The sequence below is a fragment of the Bacillus cereus group sp. BceL220 genome (genome assembly GCF_051776965.1).
GTDB lineage: Bacteria > Bacillota > Bacilli > Bacillales > Bacillaceae_G > Bacillus_A > Bacillus_A cereus.
This window is the reverse complement of sequence record NZ_JBPWBC010000005.1, coordinates 123586-142005: the sequence shown is the minus strand read 5'-3', so window position 1 is coordinate 142005 and position 18420 is coordinate 123586. Positions and strand designations below refer to the sequence as shown.

Here is an 18420-nt window from a genome sequence, read left to right as displayed (position 1 = left end):
AACCAACATGGATGACCGTGTTGGTTTTTCAGTCTATTTTTCATGTTAAAAAATGTATATTTATAAAATAAAAGAAAAGTTCGAAAATAGTATTGCAAAATATTATATAGCAAACTATAATGAGTTCAAGAATAGTTGATACTTAAATTAAATATTCAGAAAATTCAATTAGTTAAAATTGGAAAATGAGATAAGGAAATTTGAATGGGGGTTATATTATGGCGAATAAAGTACCGTTTTCGTTCATAGTAGTTATTGGATTAATGTTATTTGCACTATTTTTTGGAGCAGGAAATTTAATTTTCCCAGCGATGCTTGGTCAATCAGCAGGAGAGAATGTATGGATTGCTAACGCTGGATTTTTAGTAACTGGTGTTGGATTACCATTACTAGGTGTACTAGCATTTGGTTTTTCAGGTAAAGATGATTTACAGTCATTAGCAAGTCGCGCTCACCCAGTGTTCGGGATTGTGTTTACAACAGTTTTATACTTAGCAATCGGTCCGTTATTTGCAATACCTAGAACAGGAAATGTTTCTTATGAAATTGGTCTTAAGCCGTTTATGCCAGAAGGAGTAGGTTCTACACCTTTAATTCTTTTCACAATTATATTCTTTAGTATCACTTGTTTTTTTTCGCTAAATCCCGCGAAAATTGTCGATATTGTTGGAAAAATCTTAACGCCAATTAAGTTGACTTTCATCGGTATTTTAGTAATCGTTGCTTTTATACATCCGATTGGAGATATGCAAGCACCAGTGGAAGCTTATACATCACATGCATTCTTTAAAGGATTCCAAGAAGGATACTTAACGATGGATACGCTTGCATCATTCGTATTCGGGATTATCATTATCAATGCTATTAAAGAAAAAGGTGCGAAAACGAAAACACAAATTATGGTCGTTTGTGCAAAAGCGACAATAATTGCAGCATCTATTTTAGCAATTATCTATACAGCTCTTTCTTATATGGGTGCTTCAAGTGTTGCAAAGCTTGGACATTTAGAAAACGGCGGAGAAGTATTAGCGAAAGTTTCTAACTACTATTTCGGATCATATGGCGGAGTATTATTAGGATTAATGATTACAGTAGCTTGTTTAACAACTAGTGTGGGACTTGTATCAGCATGTTCTTCATTCTTCCATAAGTTATTCCCAAATGTTCCTTACAAAGCAATTGCAATCACACTATGTGTATTTAGTGCAATTGTTGCAAACGTAGGATTAACACAGTTAATCGCAGTTTCTGTTCCAGTATTAACAGCAATTTATCCACTAGCAATCGTATTGATTTTCTTAACATTCTTCCATTCATTATTCAAAGGAAGAGCTGAAGTTTATCAAGTGAGCTTAATCGTAACATTTATCATCAGCTTATTCGATGGATTAAGTGCAGCTGGAGTTAACATTGAAGTAGTAAGCCAAGTGTTCACTAAATTCCTTCCGATGCAGGAAGTAGGATTAGGCTGGATCTTCCCAGCGATTATCGGTGGATTTATCGGATATGGCATTAGTGTTGTAAAAGCAAAAAATCAAGTTCAACCAGCTAGTGCGAATAAGAAAATAGGTTAAATAAAAAAGTTATAGAACTTGTTTCTATAACTTTTTTTGTTACTATTGATAAGGATAGAAAAAATAAAGTAGTAGGGGAAATAAAATGAAAAAAACAATTGATCATATCGGCATCGCAGTTCGAGATATAGATAGTACGATACGTTTTTATGAAAATGTGTTACTAGGAACTTTAATAGATCGTTACGTAAGTGAAGCTCCTGGTGTGGAAAGCGAAGTAGCCATTCTTGAAGTGGATGGAGATAGAATTGAATTACTTGCACCGACGAATAATACGACATCTCCAATTGCCCGTTTTATTAAACAAAAAGGTAAAGGTGTTCATCACGTTGCGTATCGTGTCGATGATTTAGATGTGGCTCTAGAAGAGTTAAAAGAACAAGGCATTCGAACGTTAGAGCATACACTTCGAATTAATAAACACGGCAGAAGATTAATTTATCTTAACCCAGCGGATACTGAAGGAACGATTATCGAGTATTGTGATTATCCGGAAGAGAAATAGAAGAGGGACATTTTTTAAAAGGTGTTACGTAATAACGTAATACCTTTTTATTTATGTATTTCACATTTTCTTCACAAATGATTCACGATAACTTTTCTTCTTTGATAACTTACATAAATATATTTTATGATATAATAACAATCGACTTTAAAAATGTAAGTTGTATCTATCGTTATAGTTACTATTATATTGAAAGTTTGGAGGTGGAAGAGAAATAAAGAGTTATACTTTATAGAAATTTATATTTAACCAGGTTAATATTTCTACGGAGAATCAAACTTTGGAAGTTAAAGTAATGAAAATAGAGCAATGAGGAAGAGAGAAGTGAAATGAGTGTGAAAGTAATGAGAAGATTAGGGATATGGCTATTACTTGTGTGTGTGCTTATCATATTGATACCGCAAAGTGCATTTGCTCATGCGTACGTTGTGAAATCAAACCCTACTGAAAATGAAACATTGAAGAAAGCACCATCTGTTGTAAAAATCGAATTCGATGAAGACATACAAGTTTCAAGTTTTAATACATTGTACGTGAGAGATACATCAGGTAAAAGAGTCGATTTAAAAGATGCTCATATTGATAAAAAAAATAAAAAGCTATTAGAAGCTGGATTAAAAGACAATCTCAAAAATGGTCTTTACTCCATTCAGTGGAAAGTGATTTCAGCTGATGGACATCCAATTCAAGGAGTTATCCCGTTTCGGATTGGATTAGCGGAAGCGGAAACAGACGATATACAAGTGGAAGAGATGGGGTATGTCCCGCAAATCGATATGATTATGGAACGTGGGATTCTATATACGAGTTTCTCGCTATTTTTAGGAGTTCTCCTCTTTAATCTTATTATGTATAAAGGGAATGCAACCTCGGTTCGATCAAGGAGTAAGAACATAATATGGATCTCCTTATTTGGGATATTTATTAGCTTGTTATTCAACCTACCATTGCAAGCGAAAATAAATGCCGATGTTTCGTGGCTAGAAGCATTCAACCCTTTACTATTAAAAGAAACATTACAGCTTTCTGTTTTTGGTTATATATGGATCACTCAAATGGTTCTCATTAGTACGCTTATAATTGTTACGTATTTTGCGGTGAAGCATGAGAAGTTTTCGTCGTTTAAAGTATGGAGTATTCCAATACTATTATTTATAGGGTTACTTGTTATGAAAGCATTTAATAGTCACGCATATGGTTTAAAGTTTAAAGACATTGCTGTCGTTATGGATTTTCTACATTTATTCGCAGCTTCATTATGGGCTGGTGGTTTATCATCTATTATTCTTCTTTTACGTAATGAGGATAACAAGTGGCATATGTATTGGGATATAATTAAGCGTTTTTCACCGTGGGCAACAGGTGCTGTCATCGTGATTTTAATAACAGGCCTTTTTAACAGTACATTTTTTATTCCAACAATCCACTCGTTATTTGATACGAAGTATGGATTGGCTTTATTAACAAAGATACTTTTATTCATTTTCATGGGGATATTGGGAATTATTCATTATATGAAAGGTAGAATGCGAGCGCAGCAAGGATTAGGAGCTACGGTGAAAGTAGAGTTTATCATTGGAATTATCATTTTCGTCATCGTAGCTTTTATGACAAACGTACAAACACCACCGATGCCTCCTACTGGACCTTTTACAGAGAGTAAGCAATTAGATAATGGATATGAACTTACGCTAAATGTAAGTCCGAATAAGGTAGGACAAAATAAATTCCATATTACACTAAAGGATGAAAAGGGACAGCCTATTACTGATATGGAACAAATGATATTGACGACTCAATCATTAGATATGAACATGGGAAAAGGTTCATTTAAAGTTTCAGTAGTTTCACCGGGAGAATATGAAGCAGAAGGTATGTATATTAACATGACAGGAAACTGGAATATACATGTTCATGGATTAACAAAATCTCTTGATAGTTTCGATACAGATTTTAAATTTATTGTCGGTGGCAGATAAAAAGAAGCTATGTATGAAAAGGAGCTAATAGAAAATGAAACGTATAAAAAAATTAGGAACAACAATGATCGCAACAATTATTGCAATGGGAATTTTTTCGTTACCTGTTAGTGCGCACGTCACTGTAAAACCAGCAACTTCTGATATTGGTTCTTGGGAGACTTATACGATAAAAGTACCAGTTGAAAAAAATGAAGCAACGACGAAAGTTACACTGAAAATACCGTCTGGAGTAGAGTTCCAACAGTATGAACCAGTCCCAGGATGGAAAGTTGAGGAGCAAAAAGATACAGCCGGAAAAGTTAAAACTGTAGTATGGGAAGCGACAGGAGAAGGGATTTTAACCGGCCAGTTCCAGCGATTTACTTTCGTCGCTAAAAATCCGGATAAAGAGCAAAAAATAGCTTGGGACGCATATCAACAATATAAAGACGGAGAAATTGTTGAATGGACAGGTGATGAAAAAGCTGAAAAACCGCATTCACTTACTACAATTGCAAAAGGTACGTCATTAACAGGAGAACATGGTGAAGTGTCTAGTATTGAAAAAAATGAGAGTACAAGTAATATGACAACGATAGCAATTGTCTTATCTATTTTAGCGATTGTATCGTCGGTAAGTGCGTGTGTTCTTGTAGTACGTCGTAAAAAGTAAGACGTAAGAAAGAGCATACAAACAGTAGGCTCTTTCTTACGTTTATTTCATTTCAACTTGCTGCCTTACAGCAAGTGTTTTCGGTTTCATATTTACAAAACAAATACTCACAACAATAAATAATAGTCCGATGAATAAGCTAATGGTAATAGCCTCATGTAAGAAAATTGAACTTACAATAATAGCTATTAGTGGAATGAGGAAGGTATAAGCCCCAACTTTACTTGCTTCACCAGCTCCAACAAGTGTGAAGTATGCAAGCCACCCCATTGCAATAACAAAGAATGAAATAAAGAGAAGTACGCTAACAAATGGCATACTCCAAGCGATACTAGACCAGCTTTCAAACTCTGAACCAAATCCAATTAAGCAAAGGCCACCAATAATAAGCTGAAGTGTTACCATCCAAATGGCATTAACACGGTGACCAGTCTTCTTAATGAATACTGTGCCAAGTGCCCAGCCAATAGCGCATCCTAACGCGAGAAGGATTCCAATAACAGAAATATGTCCTGTTAAACTGCTTGAGCTAATAACGCCTACACCAATAAATCCGAGAACAAGCCCGAAAATTTTCAAGCCGTACATTGATTCTTCAAGCCATATCCACGAGAAAATACCGAGTAAAACTGGTTGTAGAAATACAATGGCGGAAAATAACCCAGCAGGCATATATTGAAGGCCGACAGTTTGTAATCCGTAAAATATAATGATGTTAAGTAAAGAAGAAATAACGTATAAATGCCACGTTTCTTTTAAATGTAACTCTTTGTATTTCGGTAATGCGAACAGGAGTAAAATAAATCCTCCAATTAAAGTTCGAACGCCTGCGAATAAAACAGGTGGTGTATAATGCAGGGCAAACTTTGATAAAGGCCAATTGATTCCCCACATGAAAACGAGAAAGGTAAGGATTATGGCCGTCTTAGTTCGAGAAAGCTGTGTCACTGAAAGACCTCCTTGTTGTTATTCATTTCACTATGATATGATATCGACTGTAATAAATAAAATGAATCTTTTTTATGAGGAGTATAAGTGATTAGTTATGACCATTACACAACTGCAAGTATTAATAAAAACTGTTGAGTTAGGTAGTTTTACGAAAGCTGCCAGGGTATTAAATATGACGCAGCCAGCTGTTAGTCATGCGATTTCAAGTATTGAGTCAGAGTTAGGAGTTACTATTCTTATACGTGATAAACGAAAAGGCCTCCTCGTTACGGATGTAGGAAACAGGATTCTTGTACATATTAGAGAGATTTTGAACGGTGTAGAGAAGATTGAACAAGAAGTTGCGATGGAGAAAGGACACGAAGTTGGGACGATTCGAATTGGTAGTTTTCCGAGTGCTTCTGCACATTTCTTACCCAAAATGATAAACCTTTTTAAGGAGAAGTATCCGAACTTAGAAGTAGTTCTTTGTGAAGGAACGATTAAAGAAGTTGAAGATTGGTTAGTATCGAGGGTTATTGATATAGGAATTGTTATTTTGCCTAATAAAGATATGGAGATTGTTCCATTAACGAAGGGGAAAATGGTTGCTATCTTAAGAGAGGATCATCCTCTTTGTAAGAAGGACTCTATTACAATTCGTGATTTGGAGAATGAACCGATCATATTATGTAAGGGCGGATACGAACCACCCATCATTGATATGTTTAAACAAGCCAACGTACCACTTCGGGCTGAGTATGTAATTTCTACCGTTACTACAGCTTTAAATATGATTCAAGAAGGATTAGGCATTGCAATATTAGCTGAATTATCTTTAACGAATTTACCACAGAATGTGCAAACGAGAGAATTGGAACCGCAAGTATGGAGAGAAATTGCTTTAGCTGTTCCTTCATTAAAGGATTCTTCAATCGCTGTACAGCTATTTATTGAAGAATTTCAAGCGCTATTTGCAGAATAAAAAGGGGTGTCTCATATATCATAATGGGGCACTTTTTAATTTGCTTATAAAAAATCTATGAAAAGGATTGACTTATTTTTTAGTTGTAACTATAATGATTACATCGAGGTGGTGATTACGATGAAAATTAGTAGCCGCTTTTCCATAGCTGTTCATATTTTATCTATTTTGAAAAACAATCCATCTTCACTTTGTACTTCAGACTATATGGCTGAAAGTGTAAATACGAATCCGGTAGTCATTCGTAAAATGATGTCGTACTTGAAACAAGCTGGCTTTGTTTACGTAAATCGTGGACCGGGTGGCGCGGGATTACTAAAGGATTTACATGAAATCACATTGTTAGATGTGTATCATGCAGTGAACGTAGTCGAAGAAGACAAGCTATTTCATATTCACGAGCAACCGAATCCAGATTGTCCAATTGGGGCGAATATTCAAGCGGTGTTAGAAATTATTTTAATTCAAGCACAATCCGCGATGGAAGAAGTTTTGAGAAATATTACGATGGGGCAGTTGTTTGAAACTTTGCAAGAAAAAATGAATGTTTAAATAATATTTATATTTTTTTATCATTAATGTAACTAATTTGATTACAACGATAAGGTAAGGTGTAAAAGTTATGACTGTAAAAATGAAAGTATACTCAGATTTTATATGTCCGTTTTGTTTTTTAGCAAAAGGTCCATTAGATGAGGTAGCGAAAGAGAAAGATGTAGAGATTGAATGGATGCCATTTGAATTACGTCCAAGTCCATATTCAAAAATAGATCCATGGAATGAACCAGAAAAATTAGGTTCATGGGATGCTTTCATTCTTCCGACAGCGAAGAAGTTAGGAATTGATATGCGCTTGCCACGTGTTTCACCACATCCATATACACATTTAGCTTTCGAAGGATGTCAATTTGCGAAAGAACGTGGACTAGGTAATGAGTATCATCACCGCGTATTCACAGCATTTTTCCAAGAAGAGCAAAACATTGAAGATATTGATGTGTTAACAAAATTAGCGGTAGAAGTAGGACTTCCTGAGGCGGAATTTAAAGATGCTTTAGTAACTCGTAAATATAAAGAAAAGCATCAAGAAGCAATTCAACACGCATATGATGAAGCGAATATTATGGCTGTTCCAACTGTCATGATTGGAGATGAAGTCATTCAAGGGCTTGCTAGTAAAGAAACACTAGAAAGGGTCATTGATAAAGAAATTGAAAAGGATAAAACAAATTCATTTGAAGGTATGCAATGTAATACCGATGGATATTGCTAATTCGCTTGTTATGAAATAACAAAATAAATTATAAAACAAACATTTGGAGGAATTAAAATGTCAGCAACTACAACAAACTTAAAAGAAGCAATCGTGAACCGCCGTTCAATTCGTAAAGTAGCAAAAAACGATGCAATTACGAAAGAAAGAATTGAAGAAGTGTTAAAAACAGCTTTACACGCACCAACATCTTTCAATATGCAAAGTGGTCGTATGGTTGTATTAATGGATGGAGAGCATGAAAAGTTTTGGGATATCGTTAAAGAAACACTAAGAGCCCGCGTACCAGCAGAAAACTTTGAAGCGACTGTAGAAAGACTAAAAGGCTTCCATGCAGGTGTAGGAACAGTTCTATTCTTTGAAGATCAAGCAACTGTAGAAAAAATGCAAGAAAATGCCCCATTATATAAAGATCAGTTCCCATTCTGGTCTCATCAAGGAAATGCGATGTTACAACATACTGTGTGGATGCTATTATCTTCTGAAGGAATTGGAGCGTCATTACAACATTACAACCCAATCGTAGATGCTGAAGTGAAAGAAACTTGGAACATTCCGGCAGAGTGGAGCTTAGTAGGTCAAATGCCATTTGGTGAACCAAACGAACAACCAGCAGAAAGAACGTTCTTACCTACTGAAGATGTAGTGAAATTTTATTAAGAAATACAATATGTAACGAGAAGGAAGCTGTGCTTAAAAACAGCTTCCTTTTTTGTAGTGGTGTTAATTTATGCGTATTTAGGGAAGAAATATAAGAAATAATACGGTGAGAAGGGAATTAGAAAAATGAATGATGAGAAAAAATATACAGTGGTAGGTACTGATGTTGAGGAAGTAAAGCGTTTAAATAAAAATTCAGGGTTAACGTATAATCAAGTGAAAGAAATGTTAGCAAAGCAAATGCAAAAAAAGAAGTAATTAGATTGAAATCTTTCATTTTTTCATTTAGCATTTTGATTGGAGAGAGTTAAGTAAAAGGTAACTCTCTTTTTTGTATAGCTAAGCATCTTATAGAGTGGAGGAAGCAACATGAAGAAATGGGTAAAGGTAACGCTGTCTATCACTGGAGGCATTGTCTTATTAGCGTGTGCCGGTGGATATTACGTGTATAAAAATTATTTTCCAAAGGAACCTGAGCGTATTGTATATGATAAAGAAAGAGTGCTACAACCGATACATAATCAGCTTAAAGGAATCAATATAGAAAATGTAAAGATAAAAGAAAAAGAAGTCGTAAATGCGACTGTAGATGAGCTTCAAAAAATGATTGATGATGGAAAGTTGTCATATGAAGAATTAACGAGTATTTATCTCTTTAGAATACAAGAACATGATCAAAATGGAATAACATTAAATTCTGTTACAGAGATAAATCCTAATGCGATGGAAGAAGCAAGAAAGTTAGATCAAGAGCGGGGTAGAAACAAAAATTCGAATTTATATGGTATTCCTGTCGTTGTAAAAGATAATGTACAGACGGAAAAAGTGATGCCGACTAGTGCAGGAACTTATGTATTAAAAGATTGGATTGCAGATCAAGACGCAACAATTGTGAAGCAGTTGAAAGAAGAAGGAGCATTTGTTTTAGGAAAAGCGAATATGTCTGAGTGGGCGAACTATTTATCTTTTACAATGCCAAGCGGGTATAGCGGGAAGAAAGGACAAAATTTAAACCCGTACGGTCCGATTACATTCGATACTTCAGGATCAAGTTCAGGATCTGCTACAGTAGTTGCAGCAGATTTTGCGCCGCTTGCAATTGGAACAGAAACGACGGGATCGATTGTTGCACCCGCGGCGCAGCAATCAGTAGTTGGGTTACGTCCATCTTTAGGTATGGTAAGCAGAACAGGAATTATTCCGTTAGCTGAAACTCTTGATACAGCAGGACCTATGGCAAGAACAGTAAAAGATGCAGCAACGTTATTTAATGCAATGATAGGTTATGACGAAAAAGATGTTATGACAGAAAAAATGAAAGATAAAGAAAGAATTGATTATACAAAGGATTTATCGATAGATGGATTAAAAGGGAAAAAGATAGGGCTTCTTTTTTCTGTAGACCAACAAGATGAAAATAGAAAAGCAGTAGCAGAAAAAATTAGAAAAGACCTTCAAGATGCAGGTGCGATATTAACTGATAATATCCAGTTAAGTGCTGAGGGTGTAGATAATTTGCAAACATTAGAATATGAGTTCAAGCATAATGTAAACGACTATCTTTCACAGCAAAAGAATGTACCGGTAAAATCGTTAGAAGAGATTATAGCGTTTAATAAAAAGGATAGTAAAAGACGAATAAAATACGGACAAACATTAATTGAAGGGTCTGAAAAATCTGTTATAACGAAAGAAGAGTTTGAAAACGTAGTGCAAACGAGTCAAGAAAATGCAAGAAAAGAGCTAGATAGGTATTTAGTAGAAAAAGGTTTGGATGCTCTAGTTATGATTAATAACGATGAAGTTCTTCTATCAGCTGTAGCTGGTTATCCGGAATTAGCGGTTCCTGCTGGATATGATAAAAATGGAGAACCAATCGGTGTAGTGTTTGTAGGGAAACAGTTTGGTGAAAAAGAGCTTTTCAATATTGGATATGCGTATGAACAGCAGTCTAAAAATAGAAAATTACCTAGTTTATAAAAGATTATATGAAAAATAACTGGAATCTAACAATATGAAAAGAAAAAAAGGATTCTTCTCAATTAGTAAGAAAGATTGTCTATAGGAGTTCATAAAATGTAATATATTCAATTTCCATCCATTGAAGGGGGAGGTTAATTCTTAATGAATGAAGTAAAGAGTTTTTTTCGAAGTAGAGGGTTTCAACGGTTTCTCGTTTTAATAATAGTAGCGTTTGTATTATACGCATTAAAAAGTATGATTAATTTAATATTAATTACGTTTATACTGACGTTTTTAATGGATCGATTTCAACGTTTTATTTCAAGAAAATTGAAAGTAAACCGGAAAATTGTTATTGCATGTTTATATATAATACTAGTTTCCTTTATAGGCACAACGTTATATAAATATTTACCTGTGCTGACGATACAAATTTCACAATTAATTTATCAGTTTAAACTATTTTTTCAAAATCCACCTGATAATGAAATCGTTAAATATGCACTTTCGACAATTAATGGCATGGAAGTATCAAAATATATAGAACAAGGTGTAGATGTCATCTATCAATCGATAGCAAATATAGGGAAGGTAAGTTTACAAATATTATTATCTCTAATTTTAAGCTTATTTTTCTTATTAGAAAAAGAGCGTATTATTACATTTACATCTAAGTTTAAAGATAGTAAGTTAAAAATCTTTTATGAGGAAATTGCATATTTTGGTGAAAGATTTGCAAGATCGTTCGGCAAAGTAATTGAAGCTCAGTTTTTAATTGCCGTGGTAAATTGTATTCTTACTGTTATTGCATTAATCGTTTTAGGATTTCCACAGCTACTTGTATTAGCTGTTATGATTTTCTTACTAGGCTTGATTCCTGTTGCAGGTGTGATTATTTCTTTGTTTCCACTTTGTATCATTGCTTACAACGTAGGCGGAGTTATGTACGTAGTATACATACTCGTATTCATAACAGTAATCCATGCTCTTGAAAGTTATTTTTTAAATCCGAAGTTTATGTCTGCAAAAACAAATTTACCAATATTCTACACATTTATGATTCTTATCTTCTCAGAGCATTTCCTCGGAATATGGGGGCTTATTATCGGGATACCAATCTTTATCTTCTTATTAGATGTACTTGATATAAATAATGAGGATGCGACTAAAAAATAAGAAATGATAGAAAATCACAAAAAGTCATAGGAGATAATGAAAATAAAAAGCAATCCAAAATAAATTGGATTGCTTTTTATTTTCATTAAAGAACCGGAGCCATTGTTTCTTTCAATACTTGAACAGAGTGGTCGAATTTTAATTCTTCATCTTCACTTAATTCAACCTCTAAAATTTCACGAACACCGCCGCGATTTAAAACAGCAGGTACCCCGATATAAACATCTTTTTGACCGTATTGACCTTCTAAGTAAGCTGATACAGTTAATACACTATTTTCGTCGTTTAAAATTGCTTTTGTAACACGTAGAAGTGACATACCGATACCATAATAAGTTGCGCCTTTACGCTCAATAATATGGTAAGCTGCATCACGGACGTTTATGAAAATTTTGTCTAAATCTTCTTGATTATACGTGTTGTCTTTTTCAAGCAGTGTTTGTAGTTTTTGGATACCAACGGAAACATGACTCCAAACAGGAAGTTCAGTATCGCCGTGTTCTCCGATAATATAAGCGTGAATGTTGTGTGGACCAATATCGAAGTACTCACCTAACATATAGCGGAAACGAGCAGAATCAAGCGTTGTACCAGAACCGATTACACGTTCTTTCGGTAAACCAGATTCTTTCCAAGTTACGTAAGTTAAAATATCTACAGGGTTTGTTGCGATTAAGAAGATGCCATCAAATCCGCTATCCATAATACTGCGAACGATTTGTTTAAAGATTTTAGCGTTTTTCTCAACTAAATCTAAACGTGTTTCGCCTGGCTTTTGTGGTAATCCAGCTGTAATAACTACAAGGTCAGCATCTTTACAATCTTCGTAGCTGCCTTTCCATACTCTAGTTGGAGCTGGTGCGAATGGAACAGCATGACTTAAATCCATTGCTTCCCCTTCAGCTTTTGCCTCATTTACATCGACTAAAACAAATTCTTCAGCTACGGCTTGGTTAATCATGCAGTAAGCATAACTACATCCAACTGCTCCTGTTCCTACTAATACAACACGGTTAATACCTTTTTTCATTTCAAAATTCCTCGCAATTTCATTGATTTTATTATGTAAGATAATACGTCTTACTTCTATAGAGTCATATCTAGTTTATTACATTTTATAAAAGATATTCAAGTATTTGAAAATGTATCCGTGCAAATCCGCGAACAAAACATAGGAATTCAGTGAACCGAATATAATTCAGTAAAATCCTTTGTAAAAGGGGAAATGGCATGGGGAACCCATTAGCAATGGAAGAAATGCTTCATATTATTCATGCAGGGCTTGTTAAAAAGAATAACCCAAAACGGATTACGATTGCAGGTGCAGGGATTTCTGGATTAGTTGCAGGTTCTTTATTAAAAGAGGCTGGGCACGAAGTAACGATTATAGAAGCAAATAACAGAATAGGTGGCAGGGTGTATACGATTCGGGAACCATTTAGTGTGGGTTTATATTTTAATGCGGGACCGATGAGAATCCCTGACACCCATAAGTTAACCTTAGCGTATATTCATAAATTTAAACTACCTTTAAACCTTTTTATAAATAAAACTTTTGCAGATATCATTTATACGAATAACATTCAAACGAGATTGAATGTGTTTGAAAATGATCCAAGTGTACTTGAATATCCGGTTTTGGATAAAGAAAGAGGAAAAACGGCAGAAGAGCTAATGATTGAGGTATTAGAACCAATACTAAATTATATTAAGAAGGATCCTGATAAAAACTGGCTTATTGTTGAAAAAAAGTATAAAACGTATTCGCTTGGTTCATTTTTAATGGAGTATTATTCAGATGGTGCAATAGATATGATTGGGGTACTTCTTGATATGGAAGCTTATATGGGAATGTCCTTAATTGAAGTATTACGTGAAATGATTTTCTTTACTTCAACAACGAAATATTATGAAGTAACTGGTGGAATGGATAAGTTATCGAATGCATTCTTACCACAATTAAGAGAACATATTTTAATGCCGTATAAGGTTGATAAAATTATACAAGAAGATAATAAAGTAATGTTACAAGGAAATCATGAACAAACGTTAGAGCAATTTACAATAACAAGTGATTTTGCTATTATTACAATTCCATTTTCAGCGTTAAGATTTGTAGAAGTTCAGCCATACTATTTATTCTCTTATTTTAAAAAAAGAGCAATTCGTGAATTAAATTATATTGCTGCAACTAAAATTGCAATAGAGTTTAAAAGTAGATTTTGGGAGAAAGCGGGACAGTGTGGCGGTAAATCTATTACTGATTTACCGATACGGTTTACATACTATCCGAGTTATGGCATTCATACTCCAGGACCAGCTATCGTAATAGCAAGTTATACGTGGGCAGATGAGGCGTTAACATGGGATAGTCTCCCGCAAAGAGATCGTATTCGTTACGCATTAAAAAATTTAGCGGAAATATACGGTGACATCGTCTATAGTGAGTTTGTCACTGGAACATCTTTTAGCTGGAGTAAAAATCCGTATTCTTGCGGTGCATTTACAGCTTTCGAACCAGGCCAAGAGCTCGAGTTATTTCCGTATATTACACCACCATCTGGAAAAGTACATTTTGCAGGAGAGCATACGACATTAACACATGGATGGATGCAAGGGGCAATTGAGTCTGGAGTAAGAGTTGCATATGAAGTAAATGAACAGTGAATCTCTTATATTTACAAATGGTCATTCTTTTAATAAAATGATAAATATAAATCGTAATTATTACGCTTTGAATACATTTGAAGTAAAGAAATGGATGGTCGGTTGAATGAATAAAGTGGAGATTCATATATTAGGTGGTTTTTTAGGTAGTGGAAAATCAACATTATTACAAAATTTATTGTTAGCAGAGAAAAAGAAGAATAGAAAAGTTGCAGTATTAATGAATGAAATTGGTGAATACTCGGTAGATACAGATATTATTGGAAAAGAGAATGTTTTAAGAGAACTTCTTAAAGGATGTATTTGTTGTACATTAAAAGAAGAGCTTGAAATACAATTACATTCGTTATACCAACAAGAAAGACCAGATGTAATTTATATAGAAACGACAGGTGTTGCGCATCCAATTGAAGTGTTAGACGCGTGTGTCTCGCCAATTTTAGCTCCTTTTCTGGAAGTAAAATCAATTGTAGTCGTTTTAGATGCAGTAAGGTGGTTAAACCGAAGTATATTAAGTGCAAATGTACAACAGCTATTGCATGAGCAACTGAAATTTGGTAGTCACATTCTTGTTAATAAAGCAGATTTACTAACAGATGAAGATAAGAACACAGTATTTGAAGAAGTAGAGGCAATAAATGATCATGCGAAAATGTATGAGACAAAGTATTGCAATATATCTTTAAAAGATATAGAGGAAGCAGAATTTCCAAATGATGAGGAACATGAGACACTACATGTCAAACAGCATTTACATATACAAACGATGACGTATCAATTTACGAAACCGATTGAACAAGACAAATTATATGAATGGCTTTCGAATTTACCAGATAGTATTTATCGAGTGAAAGGTTTTGTGAAATTCCATGGAGATAAATACCCTCACCTATTCCAATATTCGTTCGGAGTACCAACTTTATTAGAACAAGACTTCGGTTTCCCGACAAACTTAGTAGTAATAGGAGAAGGACTAGATAAGAAACAATTGGCTGAAGGGTTAGAGAAAGTAGAACTTAACTCTAATTAAGGGGAAAAGACTAACTTAAAAATAAGTTAGTCTTTTTGTATGGTCATTACTGAAATGAAACAGTATTTTCAATTGGATTGCAGAATATATATTGATTGTATGTCCGTTTCCATTACATAGGAAGGTGATTATATATTTGTGCCGAATGTAGAGGGTACTACAAGAGTTTTCCATTATCTATCGAATTAGTTAGTCATGATTACGGACAGGGGATTTTGGCGTGTTTGATTCTATCAGAAAGTAAAGTATGGGGAGGATCACAATGTCGATGAAAAAACGTAAGTGGCTAAAGACAATGTTTACTGGTTGTGTTTTAGGTTCGTTATTAATAACGGCAGCTTGTTCAGGAAAGAAAACAAGTACAGAGGATGAAAAAACGATTAAGGTAGGAGTCCTTGCTTCTTTAACAGGACCGCTAGAATCGTATGGAAAACAAACAGTGAACGGATTTGAATTAGGGTTAGATTATGCAACTGGTGGAACTGGGAAAGTAGATGGGAAAAAGATTAAGTTTGTTGTAGAAGATACAGAAACGAAAGCGGATGTAGCAGTTAAAAAAGCTACGAAGTTATTAGAAGAAGAGAAAGTTGATTTTTTAGTTGGATCGTCTAGTTCAAGTGATACGTTAGCGGTTTTACCACTGGCCGGGGAATATGAAAAGATTATGGTTGTAGAACCGGCAGTTGCGGATAGTATTACCGGAAAGAACTGGAATAAATATATTTTTAGAACTGGAAGAAGTTCCTCACAAGATGCGATTGCAGGAGCAGCAGCAATTGCGAAAAAAGATGTAAAGATTGCGACATTTGCCCCAGATAACGCTTTTGGTCGTGAAGGGATTGCTGCATTTAAAGCGGGTGCGAAAAAATTAGGTGCGAACATTGTGAATGAGCAATACGCGGATACAAATTCAACAGATTTTACAGCGAATATTCAAAATATCATTAGTTCAAAACCAGATTATTTATTTATCGTTTGGGCAGGGGCAAATTCACCTTGGAAACAGTTGAAAGATATGAATGTGGAAGCGCAAGGTATTAAAATTTCTACAGGTGCGCCAGATATACCAGCATTAAAAACAATGGATGCATTAGTAGGTATGCAAGGTTTTTCTGTATATTATCACACACTTCCAAAAAATAAAGTGAATGATTGGCTAGTTGAAGAGCATAAAAAACGTTTTAATGGTGCAGTGCCAGATTTGTTTACAGCGGGAGGAATGTCAGCAGCAATTTCTATTGTAGAAGCCTTAAAGAAAACAAAAGGTGATACAGATGTAGATACCTTGATTAAGAAAATGGAAGGAATGGAATTTGATACACCGAAAGGAAAGATGAAGTTTAGAGAGAAGGACCACCAAGCGATGCAGACACTGTATTCTATCACATTGAAAAAGCAAGACGGTGTTGATTATCCGGTGCCAGTGTTAGAGCGAGAATTAACGATGAAAGAAACAGAACCACCAGTTCAAAATAAATAGACTGAATTTTCTGTTGTTTTTGTATAAAGAGGGGGACCCTCTTTATACATATTTCTTTCATACTCACGGCTTTAAAGGGAGGGATTTCGTGACACATTTGCTAGAGACGAAAAATCTTAGCGTATCTTTTGGTGAACATCATGTTATTAAAGATGTAAATTTAACTGTCCAAAAAGGAAAGCTCATTTCTATTATCGGGCCAAATGGTGCGGGGAAGACAACATTATTTAATTTACTAAGTGGACAGATTTCACCCACAACAGGTGAAGTGTATTTTAAAGGGCAAGATATTACAAAACTATCGATTTCAGATCGAACACGCTTAGGAATCGGTCGCTCTTTTCAGCTTACAAACATATTCCCAGAATTAACGGTACTTGAAAATGTCCGTTTAAGTGTTCAATCATTCGTACAAGATTACTATAGTTTTTTCCCGAGTTCAGCAAAATTAAAGCAACAAGTTGGAGAGGCGAGACGTTTCTTAAAAACAGTATTACTTCACGAGAAAGAGAACGTATTAGCGAAAGATTTGGCACATGGAGAGAAAAGAAAGCTAGAACTTGCGATGTTATTAGCTTTAAAAACGGATGTGTTATTACTTGATGAGCCGACGGCAGGTATTTCGGTTGAAGAGGTCCCTGCTATATTACAAGTGATTGAAAATATTAAGAAACATCCAGAGAGCACAATTGTACTTATCGAACACAAAATGGATATGATACTAGGTTTGTCAGATCATCTTATCGTTTTATTTCATGGAGAGTTATTGGCTGAAGGATTGCCAGAAGAAATTATGAAAGATGAGCGTGTACAAAGTGCTTATTTAGGGGGATTATATAGTGGCACTATTACAAGTGAATAATATAGAAACGTATTTAGATCAGTTTCATATTTTGCAAGGAGTATCTCTTGCTGTTGAGAAAGGGACGATTACTGTACTGTTTGGTAGAAATGGGGCAGGGAAAACAACGACATTACGTTCAGTGATGGGGTTTCACCGCATTGCAGATGGTGAAATTTATTATGATAGTGCAAAAGTAAGTGGATTACCTACACATTTAATTTCAAGGAAAGGAATAGGGTATGTACCAGAAAATCAAGGTATTTTTCATGATTTGACAGTAGAAGAAACATTCGCTCTTGCTAGGGGAAAAGGTGAGGAAGTAGAAGGGAAAATAGAGTGGATGCTGGAACTATTTCCGGATTTAAAGCAGTTTTGGAATAAGAAAAGTGGGCTCTTGAGCGGAGGGCAAAAGCAAATGTTGGCTATTTCAAGAGCGTTTATTAATAGTGATGGATTATTACTTATTGATGAACCGAGCAAAGGGCTATCCCCGATAATGGTGGAGAAATTAATGGTAGCTATTTTGAAGATGAAAGAGAAAACAACAGTTTTACTTGTTGAGCAAAATTTTATGATGGCTAGTCAAATTGGCGATTATTTTTACATTATGGATAACGGACGAATTGTTCATAACGGTTTTATGAATGAATTAAAAAAGGATAAGGAAATGTGTCATAAATATTTAGGAATCTCTTAACAT

Annotated in this window: 18 protein-coding genes; 16 read left to right on the top strand and 2 right to left on the bottom strand. The window is 34.8% G+C overall.

The window, feature by feature from the left end; all coding sequences use genetic code 11:
• Positions 1-218: 218 nt before the first annotated feature.
• The 4 genes from brnQ (at position 219) to ACS2FK_RS15535 (ending at position 4713) form a co-directional block, all read left to right on the top strand.
• Positions 219-1574 (top strand): branched-chain amino acid transport system II carrier protein, encoded by a 1356-nt coding sequence (brnQ, locus tag ACS2FK_RS15550; protein WP_001284784.1) that lies wholly within the window; start codon positions 219-221, stop codon positions 1572-1574.
• 85 nt (positions 1575-1659) lie between these two features.
• Positions 1660-2079, top strand: a complete 420-nt coding sequence (locus ACS2FK_RS15545) for a VOC family protein (protein WP_000750850.1) — start codon at positions 1660-1662, stop codon at positions 2077-2079.
• A gap of 329 nt (positions 2080-2408) precedes the next feature.
• Positions 2409-4058, top strand: coding sequence for a copper resistance CopC/CopD family protein (locus tag ACS2FK_RS15540; RefSeq protein WP_063547072.1), 1650 nt, complete (start codon positions 2409-2411; stop codon positions 4056-4058).
• A gap of 34 nt (positions 4059-4092) precedes the next feature.
• The gene (locus tag ACS2FK_RS15535) at positions 4093-4713 is read left to right on the top strand and encodes a YcnI family copper-binding membrane protein (RefSeq protein WP_000821382.1); all 621 of its coding nucleotides are present in this window, start codon (positions 4093-4095) and stop codon (positions 4711-4713) included.
• A gap of 42 nt (positions 4714-4755) precedes the next feature.
• On the opposite strand, the gene ACS2FK_RS15530 is transcribed toward ACS2FK_RS15535, so the two are convergent.
• Positions 4756-5661 carry a DMT family transporter gene (locus tag ACS2FK_RS15530; RefSeq protein WP_023521703.1) on the bottom strand — a complete coding sequence of 302 codons (906 nt, stop codon included), beginning with the start codon at positions 5659-5661 and terminating at the stop codon, positions 4756-4758.
• 97 nt (positions 5662-5758) lie between these two features.
• On the opposite strand from ACS2FK_RS15530, the gene ACS2FK_RS15525 reads away from it, so the two are divergent.
• The 7 genes from ACS2FK_RS15525 (at position 5759) to ACS2FK_RS15495 (ending at position 11699) form a co-directional block, all read left to right on the top strand.
• The gene (locus ACS2FK_RS15525) at positions 5759-6628 is read left to right on the top strand and encodes a LysR family transcriptional regulator (protein ID WP_063547073.1); all 870 of its coding nucleotides are present in this window, start codon (positions 5759-5761) and stop codon (positions 6626-6628) included.
• 120 nt (positions 6629-6748) lie between these two features.
• Positions 6749-7180, top strand: a complete 432-nt coding sequence (locus ACS2FK_RS15520) for an Rrf2 family transcriptional regulator (protein ID WP_042515328.1) — start codon at positions 6749-6751, stop codon at positions 7178-7180.
• A 70-nt stretch (positions 7181-7250) separates the two neighbouring features.
• Complete coding sequence (locus ACS2FK_RS15515) at positions 7251-7901, top strand: DsbA family oxidoreductase (protein WP_000216673.1); 651 nt, start codon at positions 7251-7253, stop codon at positions 7899-7901.
• A 57-nt stretch (positions 7902-7958) separates the two neighbouring features.
• Positions 7959-8561, top strand: coding sequence for a nitroreductase family protein (locus ACS2FK_RS15510; RefSeq protein ID WP_001277012.1), 603 nt, complete (start codon positions 7959-7961; stop codon positions 8559-8561).
• Between the two features lie 126 nt (positions 8562-8687).
• Positions 8688-8819 (top strand): hypothetical protein, encoded by a 132-nt coding sequence (locus ACS2FK_RS15505; RefSeq protein ID WP_000997344.1) that lies wholly within the window; start codon positions 8688-8690, stop codon positions 8817-8819.
• Between the two features lie 111 nt (positions 8820-8930).
• Entirely contained in the window at positions 8931-10541 is a 1611-nt protein-coding gene (locus ACS2FK_RS15500; RefSeq protein ID WP_000759469.1) for an amidase family protein, read from the top strand.
• Between the two features lie 144 nt (positions 10542-10685).
• On the top strand, positions 10686-11699 hold the full coding sequence (locus tag ACS2FK_RS15495; protein ID WP_063547074.1) for an AI-2E family transporter: 1014 nt from the start codon (positions 10686-10688) through the stop codon (positions 11697-11699).
• Between the two features lie 85 nt (positions 11700-11784).
• On the opposite strand, the gene ACS2FK_RS15490 is transcribed toward ACS2FK_RS15495, so the two are convergent.
• Positions 11785-12729 carry an L-lactate dehydrogenase gene (locus ACS2FK_RS15490; RefSeq protein ID WP_000715321.1) on the bottom strand — a complete coding sequence of 315 codons (945 nt, stop codon included), beginning with the start codon at positions 12727-12729 and terminating at the stop codon, positions 11785-11787.
• Between the two features lie 200 nt (positions 12730-12929).
• Here ACS2FK_RS15490 and ACS2FK_RS15485 point away from each other — a divergent pair, with 200 nt between their 5' ends.
• From ACS2FK_RS15485 to ACS2FK_RS15465, 5 genes are all read left to right on the top strand, one after another.
• Entirely contained in the window at positions 12930-14366 is a 1437-nt protein-coding gene (locus tag ACS2FK_RS15485; RefSeq protein ID WP_000528004.1) for a flavin monoamine oxidase family protein, read from the top strand.
• A gap of 106 nt (positions 14367-14472) precedes the next feature.
• Positions 14473-15396 carry a CobW family GTP-binding protein gene (locus tag ACS2FK_RS15480; protein ID WP_001044937.1) on the top strand — a complete coding sequence of 308 codons (924 nt, stop codon included), beginning with the start codon at positions 14473-14475 and terminating at the stop codon, positions 15394-15396.
• 262 nt (positions 15397-15658) lie between these two features.
• The gene (locus ACS2FK_RS15475) at positions 15659-16876 is read left to right on the top strand and encodes a substrate-binding domain-containing protein (RefSeq protein ID WP_000062000.1); all 1218 of its coding nucleotides are present in this window, start codon (positions 15659-15661) and stop codon (positions 16874-16876) included.
• Positions 16877-16964: 88 nt separating this feature from the next.
• Entirely contained in the window at positions 16965-17738 is a 774-nt protein-coding gene (locus ACS2FK_RS15470; RefSeq protein ID WP_000149328.1) for an ABC transporter ATP-binding protein, read from the top strand.
• Positions 17716-18417, top strand: a complete 702-nt coding sequence (locus tag ACS2FK_RS15465; protein WP_001196696.1) for an ABC transporter ATP-binding protein — start codon at positions 17716-17718, stop codon at positions 18415-18417. The genes ACS2FK_RS15470 and ACS2FK_RS15465 overlap by 23 nt, the downstream gene beginning before the upstream one ends.
• Positions 18418-18420 lie beyond the last annotated feature (3 nt).